The 16,170-nt window shown below is 69.7% G+C and carries 20 protein-coding genes; 12 read left to right on the top strand and 8 right to left on the bottom strand.

Going from position 1 to position 16,170, the window contains the following annotated elements; translation table 11 throughout:
• Nucleotides 1–3: 3 nt before the first annotated feature.
• The 4 genes from B4V06_RS14075 to B4V06_RS14090 form a co-directional block, all read right to left on the bottom strand.
• A complete protein-coding gene (locus B4V06_RS14075) occupies nt 4–480 on the bottom strand; it encodes a 50S ribosomal protein L11 (RefSeq protein WP_123112623.1) in 477 nt (158 codons plus the stop codon).
• Nucleotides 481–557: 77 nt separating this feature from the next.
• The gene (locus tag B4V06_RS14080) at nt 558–1,934 is read right to left on the bottom strand and encodes an MFS transporter (protein ID WP_498170291.1); all 1,377 of its coding nucleotides are present in this window, start codon (nt 1,932–1,934) and stop codon (nt 558–560) included.
• 54 nt (nt 1,935–1,988) lie between these two features.
• Complete coding sequence (locus tag B4V06_RS14085; protein ID WP_498170293.1) at nt 1,989–2,804, bottom strand: TetR/AcrR family transcriptional regulator; 816 nt, start codon at nt 2,802–2,804, stop codon at nt 1,989–1,991.
• Nucleotides 2,805–3,055: 251 nt separating this feature from the next.
• Nucleotides 3,056–3,250: a cold-shock protein gene (locus tag B4V06_RS14090; RefSeq protein ID WP_004046659.1), complete on the bottom strand. Its 195-nt coding sequence runs from the start codon at nt 3,248–3,250 to the stop codon at nt 3,056–3,058.
• Between the two features lie 152 nt (nt 3,251–3,402).
• On the opposite strand from B4V06_RS14090, the gene sdhC reads away from it, so the two are divergent.
• From sdhC to B4V06_RS14120, 6 genes are all read left to right on the top strand, one after another.
• Nucleotides 3,403–3,828 carry a succinate dehydrogenase, cytochrome b556 subunit gene (sdhC, locus tag B4V06_RS14095; protein ID WP_123112626.1) on the top strand — a complete coding sequence of 142 codons (426 nt, stop codon included), beginning with the start codon at nt 3,403–3,405 and terminating at the stop codon, nt 3,826–3,828.
• Between the two features lies 1 nt (nt 3,829).
• Entirely contained in the window at nt 3,830–4,201 is a 372-nt protein-coding gene (locus B4V06_RS14100) for a succinate dehydrogenase/fumarate reductase transmembrane subunit (RefSeq protein WP_123112627.1), read from the top strand.
• 7 nt (nt 4,202–4,208) lie between these two features.
• Nucleotides 4,209–5,099 (top strand): succinate dehydrogenase/fumarate reductase iron-sulfur subunit, encoded by an 891-nt coding sequence (locus tag B4V06_RS14105; RefSeq protein WP_123112628.1) that lies wholly within the window; start codon nt 4,209–4,211, stop codon nt 5,097–5,099.
• Nucleotides 5,100–5,151: 52 nt separating this feature from the next.
• Complete coding sequence (locus B4V06_RS14110) at nt 5,152–6,981, top strand: FAD-binding protein (RefSeq protein WP_123112629.1); 1,830 nt, start codon at nt 5,152–5,154, stop codon at nt 6,979–6,981.
• 251 nt (nt 6,982–7,232) lie between these two features.
• The gene (locus tag B4V06_RS14115; protein WP_123112630.1) at nt 7,233–7,451 is read left to right on the top strand and encodes a helix-turn-helix domain-containing protein; all 219 of its coding nucleotides are present in this window, start codon (nt 7,233–7,235) and stop codon (nt 7,449–7,451) included.
• An 84-nt stretch (nt 7,452–7,535) separates the two neighbouring features.
• Nucleotides 7,536–8,171, top strand: coding sequence for a uracil-DNA glycosylase (locus B4V06_RS14120; protein WP_123112631.1), 636 nt, complete (start codon nt 7,536–7,538; stop codon nt 8,169–8,171).
• 134 nt (nt 8,172–8,305) lie between these two features.
• On the opposite strand, the gene B4V06_RS14125 is transcribed toward B4V06_RS14120, so the two are convergent.
• Entirely contained in the window at nt 8,306–9,505 is a 1,200-nt protein-coding gene (locus tag B4V06_RS14125) for an NAD-binding protein (RefSeq protein ID WP_123112632.1), read from the bottom strand.
• A 176-nt stretch (nt 9,506–9,681) separates the two neighbouring features.
• On the opposite strand from B4V06_RS14125, the gene B4V06_RS14130 reads away from it, so the two are divergent.
• From B4V06_RS14130 to B4V06_RS14155, 6 genes are all read left to right on the top strand, one after another.
• Nucleotides 9,682–10,989, top strand: a complete 1,308-nt coding sequence (locus B4V06_RS14130) for a potassium channel family protein (RefSeq protein WP_498170298.1) — start codon at nt 9,682–9,684, stop codon at nt 10,987–10,989.
• A complete protein-coding gene (locus tag B4V06_RS14135; protein WP_498170300.1) occupies nt 10,986–12,377 on the top strand; it encodes a DUF8167 domain-containing protein in 1,392 nt (463 codons plus the stop codon). Before B4V06_RS14130 ends, B4V06_RS14135 begins: the two co-directional genes overlap by 4 nt.
• Nucleotides 12,378–12,399: 22 nt before the next feature.
• Nucleotides 12,400–12,684 (top strand): ubiquitin-like small modifier protein 1, encoded by a 285-nt coding sequence (locus B4V06_RS14140; protein WP_498170302.1) that lies wholly within the window; start codon nt 12,400–12,402, stop codon nt 12,682–12,684.
• Between the two features lie 39 nt (nt 12,685–12,723).
• A complete protein-coding gene (locus B4V06_RS14145; RefSeq protein WP_498170304.1) occupies nt 12,724–13,773 on the top strand; it encodes a deoxyhypusine synthase in 1,050 nt (349 codons plus the stop codon).
• A 61-nt stretch (nt 13,774–13,834) separates the two neighbouring features.
• Entirely contained in the window at nt 13,835–14,035 is a 201-nt protein-coding gene (locus B4V06_RS14150) for a hypothetical protein (RefSeq protein WP_123112636.1), read from the top strand.
• Nucleotides 14,035–14,247, top strand: coding sequence for a DUF8015 family protein (locus B4V06_RS14155; RefSeq protein ID WP_241996650.1), 213 nt, complete (start codon nt 14,035–14,037; stop codon nt 14,245–14,247). The genes B4V06_RS14150 and B4V06_RS14155 overlap by 1 nt, the downstream gene beginning before the upstream one ends.
• A gap of 23 nt (nt 14,248–14,270) precedes the next feature.
• Here the strand turns inward: B4V06_RS14155 and B4V06_RS14160 are convergent, their stop codons facing one another.
• The 3 genes from B4V06_RS14160 to B4V06_RS14170 all read right to left on the bottom strand — a co-directional run bounded on the left by B4V06_RS14160 (nt 14,271) and on the right by B4V06_RS14170 (nt 15,893).
• Complete coding sequence (locus tag B4V06_RS14160) at nt 14,271–15,308, bottom strand: MsnO8 family LLM class oxidoreductase (protein WP_498170307.1); 1,038 nt, start codon at nt 15,306–15,308, stop codon at nt 14,271–14,273.
• A gap of 169 nt (nt 15,309–15,477) precedes the next feature.
• Entirely contained in the window at nt 15,478–15,654 is a 177-nt protein-coding gene (locus tag B4V06_RS14165) for a 50S ribosomal protein L37e (protein ID WP_123112638.1), read from the bottom strand.
• Nucleotides 15,651–15,893 (bottom strand): LSM domain-containing protein, encoded by a 243-nt coding sequence (locus B4V06_RS14170; RefSeq protein WP_123112639.1) that lies wholly within the window; start codon nt 15,891–15,893, stop codon nt 15,651–15,653. The genes B4V06_RS14165 and B4V06_RS14170 overlap by 4 nt, the downstream gene beginning before the upstream one ends.
• Between the last annotated feature and the right edge of the window lie 277 nt (nt 15,894–16,170).

The raw sequence follows: 16,170 nt of genomic DNA on the forward strand, positions 1-16,170 counted from the left end.
GAATCAGGCGTCGAGGACGTCGTCGTAGTCGCCGGCGTCGACGCGGTCGTCGAACGTCCGAGCGTCCTCGCCCTCGATGGTGACGCCGAGGGAGGCGCAGGTGCCGCCGACCTCCTTGGCGGCGTTTTTCACGTCGTACGAGAGCAGGTCGGTCGACTTCTGCTCGGCGACCTTCTTCACCTGTTCGATCGACATGTCCGCGACGAAGTCCGTCTGGGGCTCGCCGGAGCCCGTTTCGAACCCGGCCTCGTCTTTGATCAGCTCGGCCGTCGGCGGGACGCCGACCTCGATGGTGAACGAGCCGTCGTCGTCGTACTCCACCGTGACGGGGACTTCCATCCCGTCGAACGCGGCGGTCTCATCGTTGATCTGCCCCACGACGTCCTGAACGTCCACCGGCGTCGGCCCGAGCTCCGGACCGAGCGGCGGGCCGGGGGTGGCCTGCCCGCCGGGGACGAGCGCTTCGATAGTTCCAGCCATATCCGTACGAACCCGGTGACGACTTTTAACGGTTGTTCTTTCGGGTAGGGGGAGCCAGCGGTTCGCACACGGCCGACCTACGGCTCGGCGCCGGTCGCGTCGCCCGCGCCGCCGGCGTCGTCGGCGGCCCGCCCCGGCAGGAACGTCCCGGTCTCTCGCCGGACGCCGAGGAGCAGCGCGACGCCCGCCGCGAGCGGCAGGACCGCGCAGGCGGCGTAGACGGGCGCGAAGCCGACCGCCTCGATCAGCGGTAACGACACCATCGGGCCGAGCCCGCCGCCGATGTCGCCGAACACGTTGTTCGTCCCGGAGGCCCGCCCCATGCGCTCGTCGGGGGTCAGGTCGGCGAGCAGCGCCATCATCGGACCGCTCGTGCCGCCCTGCCCGGCGCCGATGAAGACGCAGGCGAGCGCGAGGTCGACGACCGACCCCGACCGGGCGAGCAGCAGGAACCCGACGAACGAGACGACGAGGAACGTCAATAGGATCGGGGTACGCGAGTCCCGGGTGTCCGAGATCCGCCCGCCGACGAGCATGAAGAACGACGCCGAGAGGACGGTGCCGGCCATGAACAGCCCGGAGGTCCCCTGCGGGGCGAGCCCGAACAGCGAGATGTCGTTCTCGCCGAGGAACAGCACGAGCGTGGAGAACAGCGCGCCGATGTACGCGAACAGCAGCCCGAAGTTGACCAGTCCGACCGTGAGGGCGGGGACGGCGGTGTCGACGTCCCACGGCTTGATCGAGTCGCCCGAGCGGTCGCCCGTGACGTGCGTCTCGGGGACGTACCGGTAGGCGACCACGCTGGCGGTGAGCGCGAACGCGGCGGCGACGACGAAGGCGGCGGCGTTGCCGGCCACCGAGGAGACGATCCCGCCGAGCACCAGCCCGGCCGGGAACCCCAGCGTGATGCCGCCGCGGACGACGCCCATGTTCGTCCCGCGCGACCCGCTGTCGGAGAGGTCGGCGGCGATGGTGTACGCGGTCGCGAACACCGCCGCGGAGCCGAGCCCCCAGACCACCCGCGCGAGGAGGAACCACGTCTCCGGCGCGACGGCGACCGAGATCGGTGCGAACCACCAGTCGGGTCCGACGGCGAGGGAGCCGACCGCGAACCGCGGGAGCGACGCCGCGAGGGGCCGGAGCGACTCGGCCGGCGGCATCGCGAGCGCCACGACGTAGCCGAGCGTCGCGATCCCCTCGACTAAGAGCCCGAGAACGAACGGCTTGCGGGTCCCGTACTTGTCGACGAGGGCGCCGGCCGGCGCGTTCGCGACGAGCCGCACCCAGCGGTTCGCCGAGAGGATGACGCCGACCATGAACGCCGAGATCCCGAGGACCGCGCCGAGGTTCGGCAGGATCGGGAAGACGACCCCGCCCCCGAAGCCGACGAAGAAGGTGCTGGCGATCACCGCGAGCAGCACGGCCGGCGGGCGGTCGAAGCCGAACCACCCCATCTCAGGGCCCCCGGCGAGAGGCCGACGCCGTTCCGCGCCTCGTCAGGCGTTCGGTCATTCCGTCTCGCCGTCGCGGGTCATTACGTCGATGTCGCTCGTCAGCGACGGCAGTTCCACGCCCTCGGCGAGCAGCGGCTCGACGATACGCTGGAGCGTCGCCTCGGCGACCCGACGGGTGTACGTCGGCTCGGGAAGGCCGCGAGCGGTCGCGCCGTCTTCGCCGGTCGCTCCGTCGGTTCTGTCGTCCTCGCCGGTCGCGTCTTCCACGTCGTCCTCGCCTGTCGCGTCCGTGCCGGTGTCCGTCCCCCCTGACTCGTCGAGGTCTGCTGTCCCGTCGGTTCCCTCCGCCCCGCCGGTGAGGGTGATCTGTCGGGTCCGCGCGCCGTCGAGGGTGGCGACGATCAGCGCCGCCGTCTCCTCGACGTCGACCTCGCGGAACGTTCCCTCCTCGATCCCCGATTCGAGGATGTCGGCGACGGTCCCGCGGAGGAGTCGGTCGCTCCTGACCAGCTGCTCGCGGATGCGGTCGTTGAACGGACCCTGCGTGCGGAGCTCGAGGAGGGCGATGTGGAACGCCTCGCGGTCGGCAGCGTCGGCCTCGAAGACGAACCAGCCGACGAACCCCGCGAGCCGCTCGGCCGGCGGGTCGTCGGCGTGGGCGCGGATCCGGGCCTCTGAGTCGGTGATGACGTAGTCGAGGAACGCGACGAGCAGGTCCTCTTTCGTGTCGTAGTGGTAGTGGAGCAGCGACTTGCTCTTCGAGCACTCGTCGGCGATGTCCTGCATCGTCACGTCGGCGTAGCCGTGTGCGCGGAGCGCGCGGTAGACCCCGTCCATGATCTCGTCGGCCGCGCTCGGCTGGTCGCTCATCTGACTGACCGGTCAGTCAGCAACTGATAAATCCCTATCGGTCGGGGTTCGAACGGCCGGTTCGATCGGCCGATTCGACGACCACGCCGATCTCCGAGACAAATCCCCGTCCCACGGTCGCCGCCGACCCGGACCTCGAACCGGCCACGTCCCGAGAAGGTATCTGACCGACCGCGTCCCGAGAGTGTAGCCGTCGCTCACGGGCGTAGAACAGTCGAAAAGCCGATACAACCGTGGAACGTCGTCGACTGTTACAGACGGGTGACGTTCGTCGCGCGCGGACCCTTGTCCGCCTCCTCGATGTCGAACTCGACTTCCTGACCCTCTTCCAGGTCCGGGCCGCCGACGTCCTCCATGTGGAAGAACACGTCCTCGTCCGCGTCGTCAGTCTCGATAAATCCGTAGCCGCCAGTGTCGTTGAAGAAGTCAACTTCGCCTTTCGCCATTGCGTCCGTAAGAGCGGGGGGAATACATAAAAGGCTTCCGCGAGCGAGTCCGGCGTGGCAAGGCGGATCACACCCGAACGCGACGGGGGAGCGTCGGGGTGGATCCCGCCGTGTTAGTAACTACTATACGACCCCGGTGGAAAGCGGTAGGTATGAGTCAGTCGTACAATCGAGGCCTCATCGAGGACTTCAGTCGGTGGCGGGAGTTCGAGGCGGGGATGTGGGCCTGGATCTTCCATAAGTTCACGGGGTGGGTGCTCATCGGCTACCTGTTCACCCACATCGCCGTGTTGAGCACCGGGATCCCGGCGGCGGGCGCGGGTGAAGCCGCGATCATGGCGGGAGAGGACGTGTACACCCAGACGATCGTCAGCCTCGAGAGCCTGCTTCTGGTGCGGCTCCTCGAGGTCGGCCTGCTCGCGGTGGCCGTCTTCCACATGCTCAACGGCGCCCGGCTCCTCCTCGTCGACCTCGGCGTCGGCCTGGACGCACAGGACAAGAGCTTCTACGCGTCGCTCATCCTGACCGGCGCGATCACCGTCGCGTCGGTGCCGACGTTCATCGCGGGGGCGTTCTGAGATGGCGGAGCGCTACTCCTCGTTCGAGTCGGGCGGCCGGATGTGGCTGCTCCAGCGGATCACGGCGGCGTTCCTGCTGGTCGTGCTGGCGTTCCACTTCTTCCTGCTCCACTTCGTCCACCACGCGGACGAGGTCTCGTTCCTCGCCAGCTCGGGGCGGATGGAGTCGCTGAGCTACTACTCGCTGATGATCCTCTTCCTCGTGACCGCGACGTTCCACGGGGTCAACGGCGTGTACAACGCCCTCGTCAATCAGGGACTGACCGGCACCAAACGCACCGTTATCAAGTGGACCCTCGTCGCCGCGAGCACAGTCCTGATCGTGCAGGGCGTGCGCACCGCGAACGCGTGGGCGGGCATCGGACTCTACTGAACCGACCATGAGCACACAGATACCCAAGCAGACCGAGGAATCGACCGAGACCGAGACCGAGGCCGACGTCGCCTCCAAGGGCGACGAACGCCGGGCCGAGAAGCGTCGGCGGGCCGCGGAGGAGCGCGCGCGGCGACAGGAGGAGGAGGCCGAGAAGGCCGCGGCCGACGAGGACACGATCGAGCTGAAGGTGTTCCGGTACGACCCCGAAGTGGAGGGGAAACAGGAGCCCCGGTTCGACACGTTCCACGTCCCGTTCACCAAGGGGATGACCGTCCTCGACGCGCTGATGTACTCGCGGGACAACTACGACTCCTCGCTCACGTTCCGCCACTCCTGCCGGCAGGCGGTGTGCGGCTCTGACGCCATGTTCGTCAACGGCGGCCAGAAGCTGGCGTGTAAGACCCAGATTGTCGACCTCGAAGAGCCGATCCGCGTCGAACCGCTCCCGCACGCCGAGGTTCAGAAGGACCTCGTCGTCGACATGGAGCACTTCTACGACCAGATGGAGGCCGTCGAGCCGTACTTCCAGACGAACGAGTACCCCGACGGGGAGCTGGAGGAACAGCGCCAGACGCGGGAGAACCGCGAGAAGGTGAAGATGTCGACGCGCTGCATCTGGTGTGGCGCGTGCATGTCCTCGTGTAACATCGCCGCCGGCGACAACGAGTACCTCGGGCCCGCCGCGATCAACAAGGCGTACCGGTTCGCCATGGACGAGCGCGAGGGCGAGGACATCAAGCAGAAGCGGCTGGAAATCATCGAGCAGGAGCACGGCGTCTGGCGGTGTCAGACCCAGTTCTCCTGTACCGAGGTGTGCCCGAAGGACATCCCGCTCACCGAGCACATCCAGGAGCTGAAGCGCGAAGCGGTGAAGAACAACCTGAAGTTCTGGTAACGGCGGGAGACACGCTCAAGGGCATTCGGAACCAACGAAACACCATATCACAATGCACGAACACGACGTCATCGTTGTCGGCGCCGGGGGGGCCGGACTCCGGGCGGCGATCGCGGCACAGGAAGCCGGGGCCGACGTGGCCATCGTCTCGAAACTGCACCCGGTCCGCTCGCACACGGGCGCGGCCGAGGGCGGCATCAACGCGGCGCTGCGCGACGCCGACTCCTGGCAGGACCACGCGTACGACACCATGAAGGGGTCGGACTACCTCGGCGACGCGCCGGCGGTCGAGGCCCTCTGTCAGGAGAGCCCGGAGGAGGTCATCCAGCTCGAACACTGGGGAATGCCGTTCTCCCGCGAGGAGGACGGCCGCGTCTCCCAGCGGCCGTTCGGCGGGCTCTCCTTCCCCCGGACGACGTACGCCGGCGCCGAGACCGGTCACCAGATGCTCCACACGATGTACGAGCAGGTGGTCAAACGCGGCGTCACGGTGTACGACGAGTGGCACGTGATGGACCTGGCCGTCACCGACGAGGAGGACCCGGCCGACCGCACCTGCCACGGCGTCGTCGCCTACGACATCCAGAGCGGCGAGGTCAGCGGCTTCCGCGCCGACAACGGCGTCATCCTCGCGACCGGCGGGATGGGGCAGGTGTTCGACCACACCACGAACGCGGTCGCGAACACCGGCGACGGCGTCGCGATGGCGTACCGCGCTGGCGTCCCGATGGAGGACATGGAGTTCATCCAGTTCCACCCGACGACGCTGCCGTCGACGGGCGTCCTGATCTCCGAGGGCGTCCGCGGTGAGGGGGGCATCCTCTACAACAGCGAGGGCGAGCGCTTCATGTTCGAACACGGCTACGCCAACAACGACGGCGAGCTCGCCTCCCGCGACGTCGTCTCCCGCGCCGAGCTGACGGAGGTCAACGAGGGACGCGGCATCGAGGACGAGTACGTCCACCTCGACATGCGGCATTTAGGCGAGGAGCGCATCCTCGACCGGCTGGAGAACATCCTCCACCTCGCGGAGGACTTCGAGGGCGCCGACGGGCTCACGGAGCCGATGCCGGTCAAGCCGGGCCAGCACTACGCGATGGGCGGCATCGAGACGAACGAGTTCGGCGAGACCGTCATCGGCGGACTGTACGCCGCCGGCGAGTGCGCCTGCGCGTCGGTCCACGGCGCGAACCGCCTCGGCGGCAACGCCCTCCCCGAGCTCATCGTCTTCGGCAAGCGCGCCGGTCGCCACGCGGCCGGTGAGGACATGGGCGAGGCCGAGATCACGACCGGCAAGGACGGCGAGTGGGAGGCCGCGGACTACGAGTTCGAGGTCGAGGTCGGCGACACGGGCGGGCGGGACCCGGCCGCGGCCGACGGCGGCGCGGTGGCGACGGACGGCGAGAGCGTGCTCGAAGCGGAGGTCGACCGCGCCAAGGACCGCGTCGACGAGCTCCTCGCGCGAAAGGGGCGCAACCACGCGGAGATCCGGTCACAGGTCCAAGAGACGATGACAGACAACGTCAACGTGTTCCGCGAGGAGGGCCGGCTCGAGGAGACGCTCGGCGACCTCCGGGAGGCGCGCGAGGCGTACAAGGACGTCGCCGTCTCCGACCCGTCCCGGACGTTCAACACCGACCTGATCCACACGATGGAGACGCGGAACATCCTCGACATCGCCGAGGCGCTCACGATGGGCGCGCTCGCGCGCAAGGAGTTCCGCGGCGCCCACTGGCGGAAGGAACACCAAGAACGGAAGGACGACGAGTGGCTCAAACACACGCTCGTCTCGTGGAACGACGGCGAGCCAGAGCTCTGGTATAAGCCGACGATCCTCGAGGGCGAGAACAAGACGTACGAGCCGAAGAGCCGCTCGTACTGAGGCGCCGGGGGCGACCGCCTCGCCCCGACGCGACCGCTCCGTCAGGATCGTTCCGGATCGTTCACGGTTTCCTATCCGTCATCGGTCGAAAGGTCCCGCCGTTCTGCCGTCGCCTCCGTTCAGTCGCGGAGTTCTGCCGTTCCGGTTCGACGCTGTTGGCGCGAGAGATGCCGGTTCCGGGCCGTTCTGGAGTATTTCGACGATCGTTGAATGGGGGATTTATCATCGTCGAAGTCTTGGCTTCGAATAAGATGATAGAGACACGCACCGCGGCGCCGGCCCTGCCGCCGGAGCTGCAGTCGCCGCGCGCGAAGCTCGTGTACCTGTACCTGACGACGAACGGCGACGCCACCGTCTCGGAGATGGGCGAGTCGCTCGGGATGAAGAAGCTCTCGCTGTACAGCATCCTGAAGACCCTCAAGCGCGAGGGGATGGTCGACTGCGACGGCGACACCTACGTGCTGAATTGACTCCCCGCTAGCGAGGTCGTTCTCGGCGCCTGACCTGCTCCCCGCCAGCGGAGCGTTTAGGGGCTCGCGGATCCCAGTAGGCCCGTGGACGCGAACCAACAGGAGTTCCGGAACCCGTTCGGGATGGACACGGCGTGCGAGAACTGTCCCGAGCTGTGCGGCGAGCGAGAGCGCGTCGTCCACGGCTACGGCGACGTGGGCGCCGAGTTCCTCGTCGTCGGGACCCGGCCGACGGCGGCCGCCGAGGCGAACGGCGTGCCCTTCACCGGGGCGGACGGGGGCGAGCGGGTCCAGTCGATCTTCGCCGACCTCGGGTTCGTCCGGTCCCCGCCCGACGCGGCGGAGCCGGACGTCCAGAACGTCTTCTTCACGAGCCTGACGCGCTGTCGACACCCGGACCGCGAGCCGACCGACCGCGAGGTCGACACCTGCGAGCCGTTCCTCAACGCGGAGATCCGGATGATCAACCCGCAGATTATCGTCCCCGTCGGGGAACGTCCCCTCCGCGAGCTCGCGGTGGAGTACACGACGCGGCGGCCCGACTCCTTCGACGTCGACGCCGAACACGCGACGACGATCCGCGGGCGCGGGTTCGAGCTGGTCCCGATGAAAGAGCCCACCGAGATGACCGACGCAGAGGCCGACGCCTTCCGCGAGCACATGCGGGAGAACGTGTTGAGCCGGGACTACCGACAGACGAAGGGCCGGCAGAGTCGGTGACGCAGCGGCGGCGACGGGACCGGTGATGCTGCGACGGCGACGGGGTCCGAGACGCCGCCGAAGCGAGGGGTACTCGATTCGGTCTCTCGGGCGGTCGGGCGGTCAGTCGCTCGGACGGTCAGTCGCTCGGACGGTCAGTCGCTCGTGTCGTCGACGTCTTCCACGTCGTCGATCACGTCGCCGAGGAGGTCCGTCGTCGCGTCGCCGCTGTCCGCGCCGAACGCGCAGTCGACGATGATGTGTCCGCCGAGCGTCGCGGGCGAGATCACCTGGTCGGCGCCGGCCCGCCGGAGCTTGTCGATGTTCTCCCGCTGCGTCACCGCCGCGACGATCCGCACGTCCGGGTTGAGCTGGCGGGCGGTGAGGATGGCGAGCGCGTCGCGCGCGTCGTCCTCGGTCGCGGCGACGACCGCGCGGGCGCCGGCGAGGTTCACCCGTTCGAGCGGCTCGACGTCGCTGGGGTCCGCGGTGTACACCGGGACGTCGCGGTCGGCGAGCCGCCGGGCGGCCGTCTCGTCGGGCGTCACGACCGCGTACTCGACGCCGTCGCGGGCGGCGAGCTCTTCGAGTATCGGTTCCGTCAGGTCCCCGTAGCCGAGCACGAGGACGTGGTCGTCGAGGAGGTCGATCTGTCTGTCAGTCATTTTCCCGAGCGCCTTGGAGAGCTGCGCCTCGATGGCGGGCGTGAGGAGGACCCCGAGCGCCACCGCGAAGGCGGCAACGTTCATCACGAGCGAGGAGAGCACGAACAGCTGAGCGATGTCGGCCGATGCGCCGGCCTGCGGGGTCACGTCCCCGTAGCCGACCGTGGAGGCGGTGACGACGGTGAAGTAGAAGGCGTCGACGATCGTCTCTACCCCGTTGAACTGGTCGCGGAGCGCGTACGTCCCGACCGTGCCGTACGAGATGGCGGTCACGAGCGCGGTGCCCGCCGCGAGTTGGGTCGGCGACGGGGAGAAGTCCCGGTCGAACCGTCCGCGGTTGTAGGCGAGCGCGGGCATCGAGAGGACCGACAGCGCCACCAGCGGGAACGACAGCACCGACGCCTGCATCAGGCCTTGTATCGCGGTCAGCGGCAGCAGGATCGCGGTGGAGTACCAGCCGATCCGGTAGCCGGTCCGCAGCGCGAAGCCGCTCCCGAGCATCGCGAAGCCGGTGATCGTCCCCGTGAAGCCGACCGTCTGCCGCACGACCGCGGGGACGGAGGATGCGAGCGGTCCGTCGACGCCGAGCCCGCCGATCTGGGCGAGGCCGGCGAGGATCGACAGGACCGCGACCGCGAACGTCAGGGCGATCGACGCCCGCACGGTCACCCATTCGCGGGTCAGCTCCATATCGACCCGTCAGCGAGGGCCGACTTAAACCCCGCGAGGGCGGAGCGGCGGCGACGGATTCGACGAATTTGACGGAGCTTCGACGGCGACACCGACGCGATCCGCGCCGACGCGACCCGCACCGACGCGACCCCCGCGCCGACAGCGGTTTAACCGCGCCGCCGAGTGTGAGGCGTATGTCACTGCCCGTCGAGATCGTCTTCGGGATCTACCTCGGGATCATCACCGGGATCCTCCCCGCGTTGGTCTCCGGGGTCCTCGGCTTCGTATTTAAATACGTCACCGGCGTGACGATTCCCGGACTCGGGGTCGTCGTCCTCGCGCTCGCGATCGCGGGGATCAACGGCGGCCTGCTCGCGCTGAACGACCAGACGATCCGGTCCTCGGAGCGCGCGCCGGCGATCCTCACGGCCATCGTAGTCATCCTGATGATCTCGCTGTACGCGCACGCTCAGGGCGACAAGCTCGGCGCCACCGTCCCGAAGCGGCTCTCGCTCAAGCAGCTCCGCGACCGGACGCTCTCGACCGACGTCGTCGAGCTGGTCGGCGGGCGGGGTCGCGTCACCGTCGACGTCGCCGGCGAGGTGAACGACATGGAGGGGTACCCGCCGCTGCCGGCCGAGACCCGCCGCGCGATCGTCGACGGCGAGTGGACGTTCCCGGCCGACCTCCCGCTCGTCGAGCTGGAGGACCGGTTCGCGGAGCGGCTCCGGACCGAGCTCGACCTGGCGGACGTCGCCGTGCGGATCGACGAGCGCGCCAACGCCACGGTGGCCGCGGCGCCGCCGACCGGCGCGCTGTCGAAGCGGGTCCCCCAGGGGAAGCGCGCGGTGTCGGTGCCGGCGCTCGTTCCGACCGGGGTCGCCCGCGGGGACGTCGTGCGCGTGCTCGCGTCAGGTCTCAGCGTGGACGGAACCGTGCTGGCCGCCCGGACGAGCGGGAAGCCGGAGCCGGGTGCCGCGAAGCCGACGGACGGTGGCGCACAGCCTGAAGGCGACCTCCCCGGGACTGAACGGAACGACGCCGAGCCGCGCGGGGACGGCGACGCCAGGACCGATGGCGGTGGGGCGTCCGCGGACGCTCCGCCGACCCCGCCGGCGTCGAGCGCGCCCACGACGACCGGCGGGGAAGGGCGGGTGACTGTCGCCGTCGACCGGTCGGAGGCGACGGCGCTCCTGGGCGCCGGGCGGGGGCGCGTCCTCGTCCTCTCCCGCGGCACGCGCCGGGAGTACGAGCTGACGACGCTGCTTCGCCGCGCCGGGAAGCGGTTCCGCAAGGTGTCGGTCGTCCCCGGCGGCCCCCTCGACGGCCACACCATCGGCGAGGTGAGCGTCCGCGAGACGTACGACGTCGCCGTCCTCGCGGCGCGCCACGACGAGTGGACGATCGCCCCGAGCGGGTCGCAGCTCCTGTCCGCCGGAGACGAGCTGTTCGTCGTCGGGGGACGCGACGCGCTCGACCGGTTCACGGAGGCCGCGCGATGACCGCGGCGGCGGGAGCGGTCGCGGAAATCGCCGCGGACGCCGGGAACCTCTGGCGGCTCGTCGTCGCTATCGGACCGCCGGTCGCCGTCGGACCCCCCGTCGACGTCGGCTTCGAGCGCCCCCGGCAGGCGGCGGTCACGCTCGCCACGTTCGCGGTCCTCTCCGTCCTCGTCGCGGGCGCGGCGGCGCTGACGTACCGGTGGTACTTCCGCGACGAGATACCCGAAGGGGTCACCGTCCTGCTCGGCGTCTCCGTCGTCGCCCTCTACCTCAACACGACCTCGCTCGGCGCGATCGCGGTCGGCGAGAGCCCGGCGCTGCTCGAGCCGCAGAGCGTCTTCTTCAACGTCGTCTCGCTCGGCGTCGCGGCGGTCATCGCCCCGGGCGGCCGGTACGTCGGCGACCGGCTCGCGGTCGACGTGTTCGCGCTCTCGGGGGCCAGACAGCTGGAGGGAGAGCTGAGCGGTATCGTCCGGGCGGTCGGGCGGTTCACGGCCGTCACGCTCCCCCCGGCCGAGGAGATCGGGGACATGGACACCTACGACCCGGTGTCGCCGGAGAAGAAGGCGGAGATGGCCGGGAAGACGCTGCTGTTCGCGCGGAAGCTCTCCGGCGAGGAGCTCCGCGAGCGGCTCGTCGCGCGGGTGAAAACCGACCACGGCGTCGGCCACGTCGACGTCGACGTGACCGACGACGGCGCGATCGACTACTTCGCGGTCGGCTCCCGCGCGGCGGGGCTCGGCCCGACGCTCGCGCCCGGGTCGGCCGCGGTCGCCGTGGCCGCGGACCCCCCGAACAACGCGACCGCCGGCGACGCGGTCCAGCTGTGGCGGACTGACCCCGAGCCGAAGCGCGTCGCCAGCGGCGAGCTCCGGGGCGTCGCCGGCGACGCGGCGACCGTCGCGCTCGACGAGTCGGACGCGGAGCGACTCGCCGAGGAGGAGTCGTACCGGATCGTGACGCTCCCGTCGGAGCCGCAGGCCGACCGGGAGTTCGCCTCGCTGCTCCGCACCGCCGACGAGACGATGGCGGCGATCACGGTCGGCGCCGGCAGCGCCTTGGAGGGGAGCACGGTCGGCGACGTGGCGGTCGTCGTCGCGGCCGTCCGGCCCGAGGACGGGTCGGTGCAGCCGATCCCGCCACGATCGTACGCCTTCGACCCCGGCGACCTGGTGTACCTCGTCGGACGGCCCGACGCGCTCCGTCGGTTCGAGGCCGACGCCGGCGGGGAGCGGGCGGAGCCGGCTGTCGCCGCGCCGACGGACGCGGAAGTCGACTCCGGCACCGAATCGGGCGACGAGTCGGAAGTCGACTCCGGCACCGGATCGGGCGATGAATCGGAGGCCGGCGCCGGCACCGAATCGGACGAGGGGACGCAACGCTCTTGAGGCGGCCGTGCGGGGTTCACGTATGGAGTGGAAGCTGTTCGCGGACCTCGCGGAGATCGCCGGCGGCCGCGCCGTCGAGGTGGAGGCGTCGCCGGGCGACACGGTCGGCGACGCGCTCGACGCCCTGCTCGACGCGCACCCCGACCTCCGGGAGCGCGTGCTCGAAGACGGGGAGGTGGCCGACCACATCAACGTCCTCCGGAACGGTCGGAGCGTCCGCAACGACGAGGGAGTCGAGACGACCCTGCAGTCGGGCGACGAGCTGGCGCTGTTCCCGCCGGTGAGCGGGGGTTCGGTCGGCCGCTAGATCGGTCGTTTCAAACGGTCGCCCGCCGCATCACCCGACATGAGCGACGGCGACGAACACGACGGAGAGCATGGGGACGGACACCACGACGACGGCCCGCACCGCGAGGAGTTCCACGAGGACCCGGTCGGGCACACGCGCGCGACGGCCGACATGACCGTCGGCCAGCTCGTCGAGGGGTACGGCGACGCCGGCATCGGCGCGGCGTCGGTCAACGAGGCGGGCGACGTGCTCGCGGAGATGTTCGCGAACGAGGACTGCACCGTCTTCCTCTCGCTCGCGGGCGCGATGGTCCCCGCCGGGATGCGCCGGATCGTCTCCGACCTGATCCGCGACGGCTACGTCGACGCCCTCGTGACCACGGGCGCGAACCTCACGCACGACGCGATCGAGGCGATCGGCGGGAAACACCACCACGGGCGGACTCACGACCCGGAGGAGAGCCTCCGCGAGCACGACGAGGGGCTCCGCGACGAGGGCGTCGACCGGATATACAACGTCTACCTCCCGCAGGAGCATTTCGCCGCGTTCGAGGGGCACCTCCGCGAGGAGGTGTTCCCGGATCTTGAGGGAGACGCTCCCGTCTCCATCGCCGACCTCACGCGCGAGCTCGGCCGCGCGAACGCCGCGGTCAACGAGCGCGACGACGTGAGCGAGGACCCCGGCGTCGCCGCCGCGGCCTACGACTGCGACGTCCCCGTCTACTGCCCCGCGGTGCAGGACTCCGTGCTGGGGCTGCAGGCGTGGATGTACGCGCAGACGGCCGACTTCACGCTCGACGCCCTCGACGACATGACCGAACTGACCGACCTCGCGTTCGAGGCCGACGACGCCGGCTGCCTGCTCGTCGGCGGCGGCGTCCCGAAGAACTTCACCCTGCAGACGATGCTCGTCACCCCCCGGGCGTACGACTACGCGGTCCAGATCACGATGGACCCGGAGGCGACCGGCGGGCTCTCCGGCGCGACCTTAGAGGAGGCCCGCTCGTGGGGGAAACTGGAGAAGGACGCGCGCAACGCCTCCGTCTACGGCGACGCGACCGTGATGCTGCCGATGCTGATCGCCGCGGCCCGCGAGCGCGTGGAGTAAGGCTCGCAGTCGTAATTACATGTAATTAGATTTTTCACCCCGGAGCGACTCCTCCGGCGTAATGAGCGAGTACACCACGATCTCACTGCGGAAAGAGTTCGTCGCGGACGTAGAGGAGTACATCGAAGACGAACCGTTCGGCTCCGTGAAGGAGTTCGTGAAACACGTCGTCGTTCAGGAGATGGAGTCGGACGACGAGATCAGCGAGGCGGAGGCCCGTCGGATCGGACAGCGGCTTCGAGATCTGGGGTACGTGGAGTGATGAGCGTGGCCGACGGCAGCGCGGTCGACCTGCCCGATCGGGTGACGCGGGCGGACGCGATCCTCGCGGGCATGCCGCTGCTGTTCGCCGGCGGGTACGGCGTCGGCGCGGCGGTGTTCGGCGGGTGGGTGGCCGCCACCGCGAACGCGTCGCTGGCGTGCGCGGTGCTGATGCTCGACGCGATCGTGCGGAATCCGCCGCGCGCTCAGTGATCGGGGGCGGCGACGCGGGGACGTCACTCGCTTCTCGACTCCAGCCCGACCGCCTCGGCCAGCAGCGCGTGCGACGCCAGCGCGTCGTCGTGATCGGGCACCGTGTGTTGGATCATCACGTCGTCGACGCCGACGCGGTCGGCGAACTGTTCGAGCAGCCCCTCGATCGTCTCCGGGCTCCCGGAGACCGACCGCGGCCACTCGTCGGCGTCGAGCGTCGCGGGGGTCGGCTCCGGGACGCCGCCGAGCTCGTCGATCGCCTCCTCCACGCTCGGCGTCGAGTCGCCGAGCTCGCCGCGTTGCATCCGCCTGAAGGTCGCCTCCGCGGGGGCTCGTCGTCGCGCCGCGGCCGCGTCGGTCTCGGCGGCGACGGCGTTGACCGCGACCATCCCGGTCGGCTCGTCGGGTCCGCCGGGGAGCGCCCCCGGGTCGAACGCGTCCCGGTAGGCCGCGAACGCGCGCTCCGCAAATCCGGGGCGGATGAAGCCGGCGAAGCAGTACCGGAGCCCGAGTTTGCCGGCGATCTCACCGCTGGCCGGGCTCGATCCGAGCACCCACGGGACCGGTGGGCCGTCCCCCGAGCGCGGGACGCCGAGGTCGGCGTACTCGTGCCCCTCCGGGTAGTCGTCGTAGAGGTGGCTCACGAGCGAGCGGATCCGCTCCTCGTGGTCCTCGTTCGGACTCTCGACGCGGCGGCTCGTCCCGAGCGCGCGGTCGGCGGCCGGCGGGCCGTTCGCCCGGCCGAGGCCGACGTCGACGCGGCCCGGCGCGAGCCCGTCGAGCGTCCCGAACGCCTCCGCGACCTTGAACGGGCTGTAGTGGTTGAGCAGGACGGCGCCGCTACCGAGTCGGATCGCGTCGGTCGCCGCCGCCAGCCGCCCGAGCAGCACCTCAGGGGTCGTCCCCGCGAGGCGGTCGGTCCGACCGTGATGCTCGGCGACCCAGAACCGCGAGTAGCCGAGCCGCTCGGCCTGCTCGACGGCCGCGACCGTGTTCGCGAAGGCGTCGGTGGCGGTCCCGTCAGCGGGGACCGGTGAGAGATCGACGACGGAGAGGTCCATGCCCGCGCTCGGCGACGCCCGGTGGTAAGGGTTGGGCCGGCGGCGGGCACGTGGGGGTTCGCTGCGGCGGGTACGCGGGGTTCAGATCGGGCGGACGGACCAGTAGAGGCCCGAGAAGAGCGGTCGCTGCGAGGTCAGGGTGGAAACGAAAGAGCAGAGAGAGCCGTCGTCAGTGGTCGCCGTTCTTCGACTGCCACGAGTAGTCGCGGCGCTTCGCGGACTTCCCGAAGCCGCAGGAGGAGCAGCGCTCCTTTTTGATGTGGTAGGACTTCTCGCCGCAGCGGCGGCACTTCACGTGAACCGTTTTGTTCTTTTTCCCCTGAGAGGGCGTTCCGGAGCCGGTCATGCTTTGATGGTGACGACGTTATCGCCGCGTATAATCGTTGTGTCTTCGATCGCGACGGCGAACTCGCCGTCGAGATCGTCGTCGACGCGGTCGCCCACGTCGTCCTCCGGCTCGATGACGACGTTCATGTGCTGGTCGTAGCCGGCCAGAATTCCGTAGTAGGTCGTCCCGTCTTTCAGGTGTACCGTCACCGGATCCTCGAGCGACGCTTCGAGCACGTCGAGGGGTCGTCCACTCATTACACGTATCGCCTCCCGTCGCGCTATTAAAAATACCGGGACGCGAAGGGGACGAATCGGGGGCAAACGAGGCGAACCGACCGGCGACCGCCGTGTTACCGGCCGGCTCGGCCGCGACCGAACCCCGGTGTTTTTAAGACGGGCACCTGTATCTCCGGATACCACACTCCCGCGGGACACGGTGAGCCACTGTCGGCTCGGCCGTAGCGGGGCCTCAACGACGCGCGGTCGGACGAAGCGCTGACGGCTCCTTGCGGGGTTTCAGTGATGAACGCCG

It is taken from the genome of Halorubrum sp. B53 (assembly GCF_059752395.1).

What these genes read in the sequence shown, in the direction of transcription:
- B4V06_RS14075 (WP_123112623.1), bottom strand. Translation starts at nt 480, where the DNA reads ATGGCTGGAACTATCGAAGCGCTCGTCCCCGGCGGGCAGGCCACCCCC.
- B4V06_RS14080 (WP_498170291.1), bottom strand. Translation starts at nt 1,934, where the DNA reads ATGGGGTGGTTCGGCTTCGACCGCCCGCCGGCCGTGCTGCTCGCGGTG.
- B4V06_RS14085 (WP_498170293.1), bottom strand. Translation starts at nt 2,804, where the DNA reads ATGAGCGACCAGCCGAGCGCGGCCGACGAGATCATGGACGGGGTCTAC.
- B4V06_RS14090 (WP_004046659.1), bottom strand. Translation starts at nt 3,250, where the DNA reads ATGGCGAAAGGCGAAGTTGACTTCTTCAACGACACTGGCGGCTACGGA.
- sdhC (WP_123112626.1), top strand. Translation starts at nt 3,403, where the DNA reads ATGAGTCAGTCGTACAATCGAGGCCTCATCGAGGACTTCAGTCGGTGG.
- B4V06_RS14100 (WP_123112627.1), top strand. Translation starts at nt 3,830, where the DNA reads ATGGCGGAGCGCTACTCCTCGTTCGAGTCGGGCGGCCGGATGTGGCTG.
- B4V06_RS14105 (WP_123112628.1), top strand. Translation starts at nt 4,209, where the DNA reads ATGAGCACACAGATACCCAAGCAGACCGAGGAATCGACCGAGACCGAG.
- B4V06_RS14110 (WP_123112629.1), top strand. Translation starts at nt 5,152, where the DNA reads ATGCACGAACACGACGTCATCGTTGTCGGCGCCGGGGGGGCCGGACTC.
- B4V06_RS14115 (WP_123112630.1), top strand. Translation starts at nt 7,233, where the DNA reads ATGATAGAGACACGCACCGCGGCGCCGGCCCTGCCGCCGGAGCTGCAG.
- B4V06_RS14125 (WP_123112632.1), bottom strand. Translation starts at nt 9,505, where the DNA reads ATGGAGCTGACCCGCGAATGGGTGACCGTGCGGGCGTCGATCGCCCTG.
- B4V06_RS14130 (WP_498170298.1), top strand. Translation starts at nt 9,682, where the DNA reads ATGTCACTGCCCGTCGAGATCGTCTTCGGGATCTACCTCGGGATCATC.
- B4V06_RS14135 (WP_498170300.1), top strand. Translation starts at nt 10,986, where the DNA reads ATGACCGCGGCGGCGGGAGCGGTCGCGGAAATCGCCGCGGACGCCGGG.
- B4V06_RS14140 (WP_498170302.1), top strand. Translation starts at nt 12,400, where the DNA reads ATGGAGTGGAAGCTGTTCGCGGACCTCGCGGAGATCGCCGGCGGCCGC.
- B4V06_RS14145 (WP_498170304.1), top strand. Translation starts at nt 12,724, where the DNA reads ATGAGCGACGGCGACGAACACGACGGAGAGCATGGGGACGGACACCAC.
- B4V06_RS14150 (WP_123112636.1), top strand. Translation starts at nt 13,835, where the DNA reads ATGAGCGAGTACACCACGATCTCACTGCGGAAAGAGTTCGTCGCGGAC.
- B4V06_RS14155 (WP_241996650.1), top strand. Translation starts at nt 14,035, where the DNA reads ATGAGCGTGGCCGACGGCAGCGCGGTCGACCTGCCCGATCGGGTGACG.
- B4V06_RS14160 (WP_498170307.1), bottom strand. Translation starts at nt 15,308, where the DNA reads ATGGACCTCTCCGTCGTCGATCTCTCACCGGTCCCCGCTGACGGGACC.
- B4V06_RS14165 (WP_123112638.1), bottom strand. Translation starts at nt 15,654, where the DNA reads ATGACCGGCTCCGGAACGCCCTCTCAGGGGAAAAAGAACAAAACGGTT.
- B4V06_RS14170 (WP_123112639.1), bottom strand. Translation starts at nt 15,893, where the DNA reads ATGAGTGGACGACCCCTCGACGTGCTCGAAGCGTCGCTCGAGGATCCG.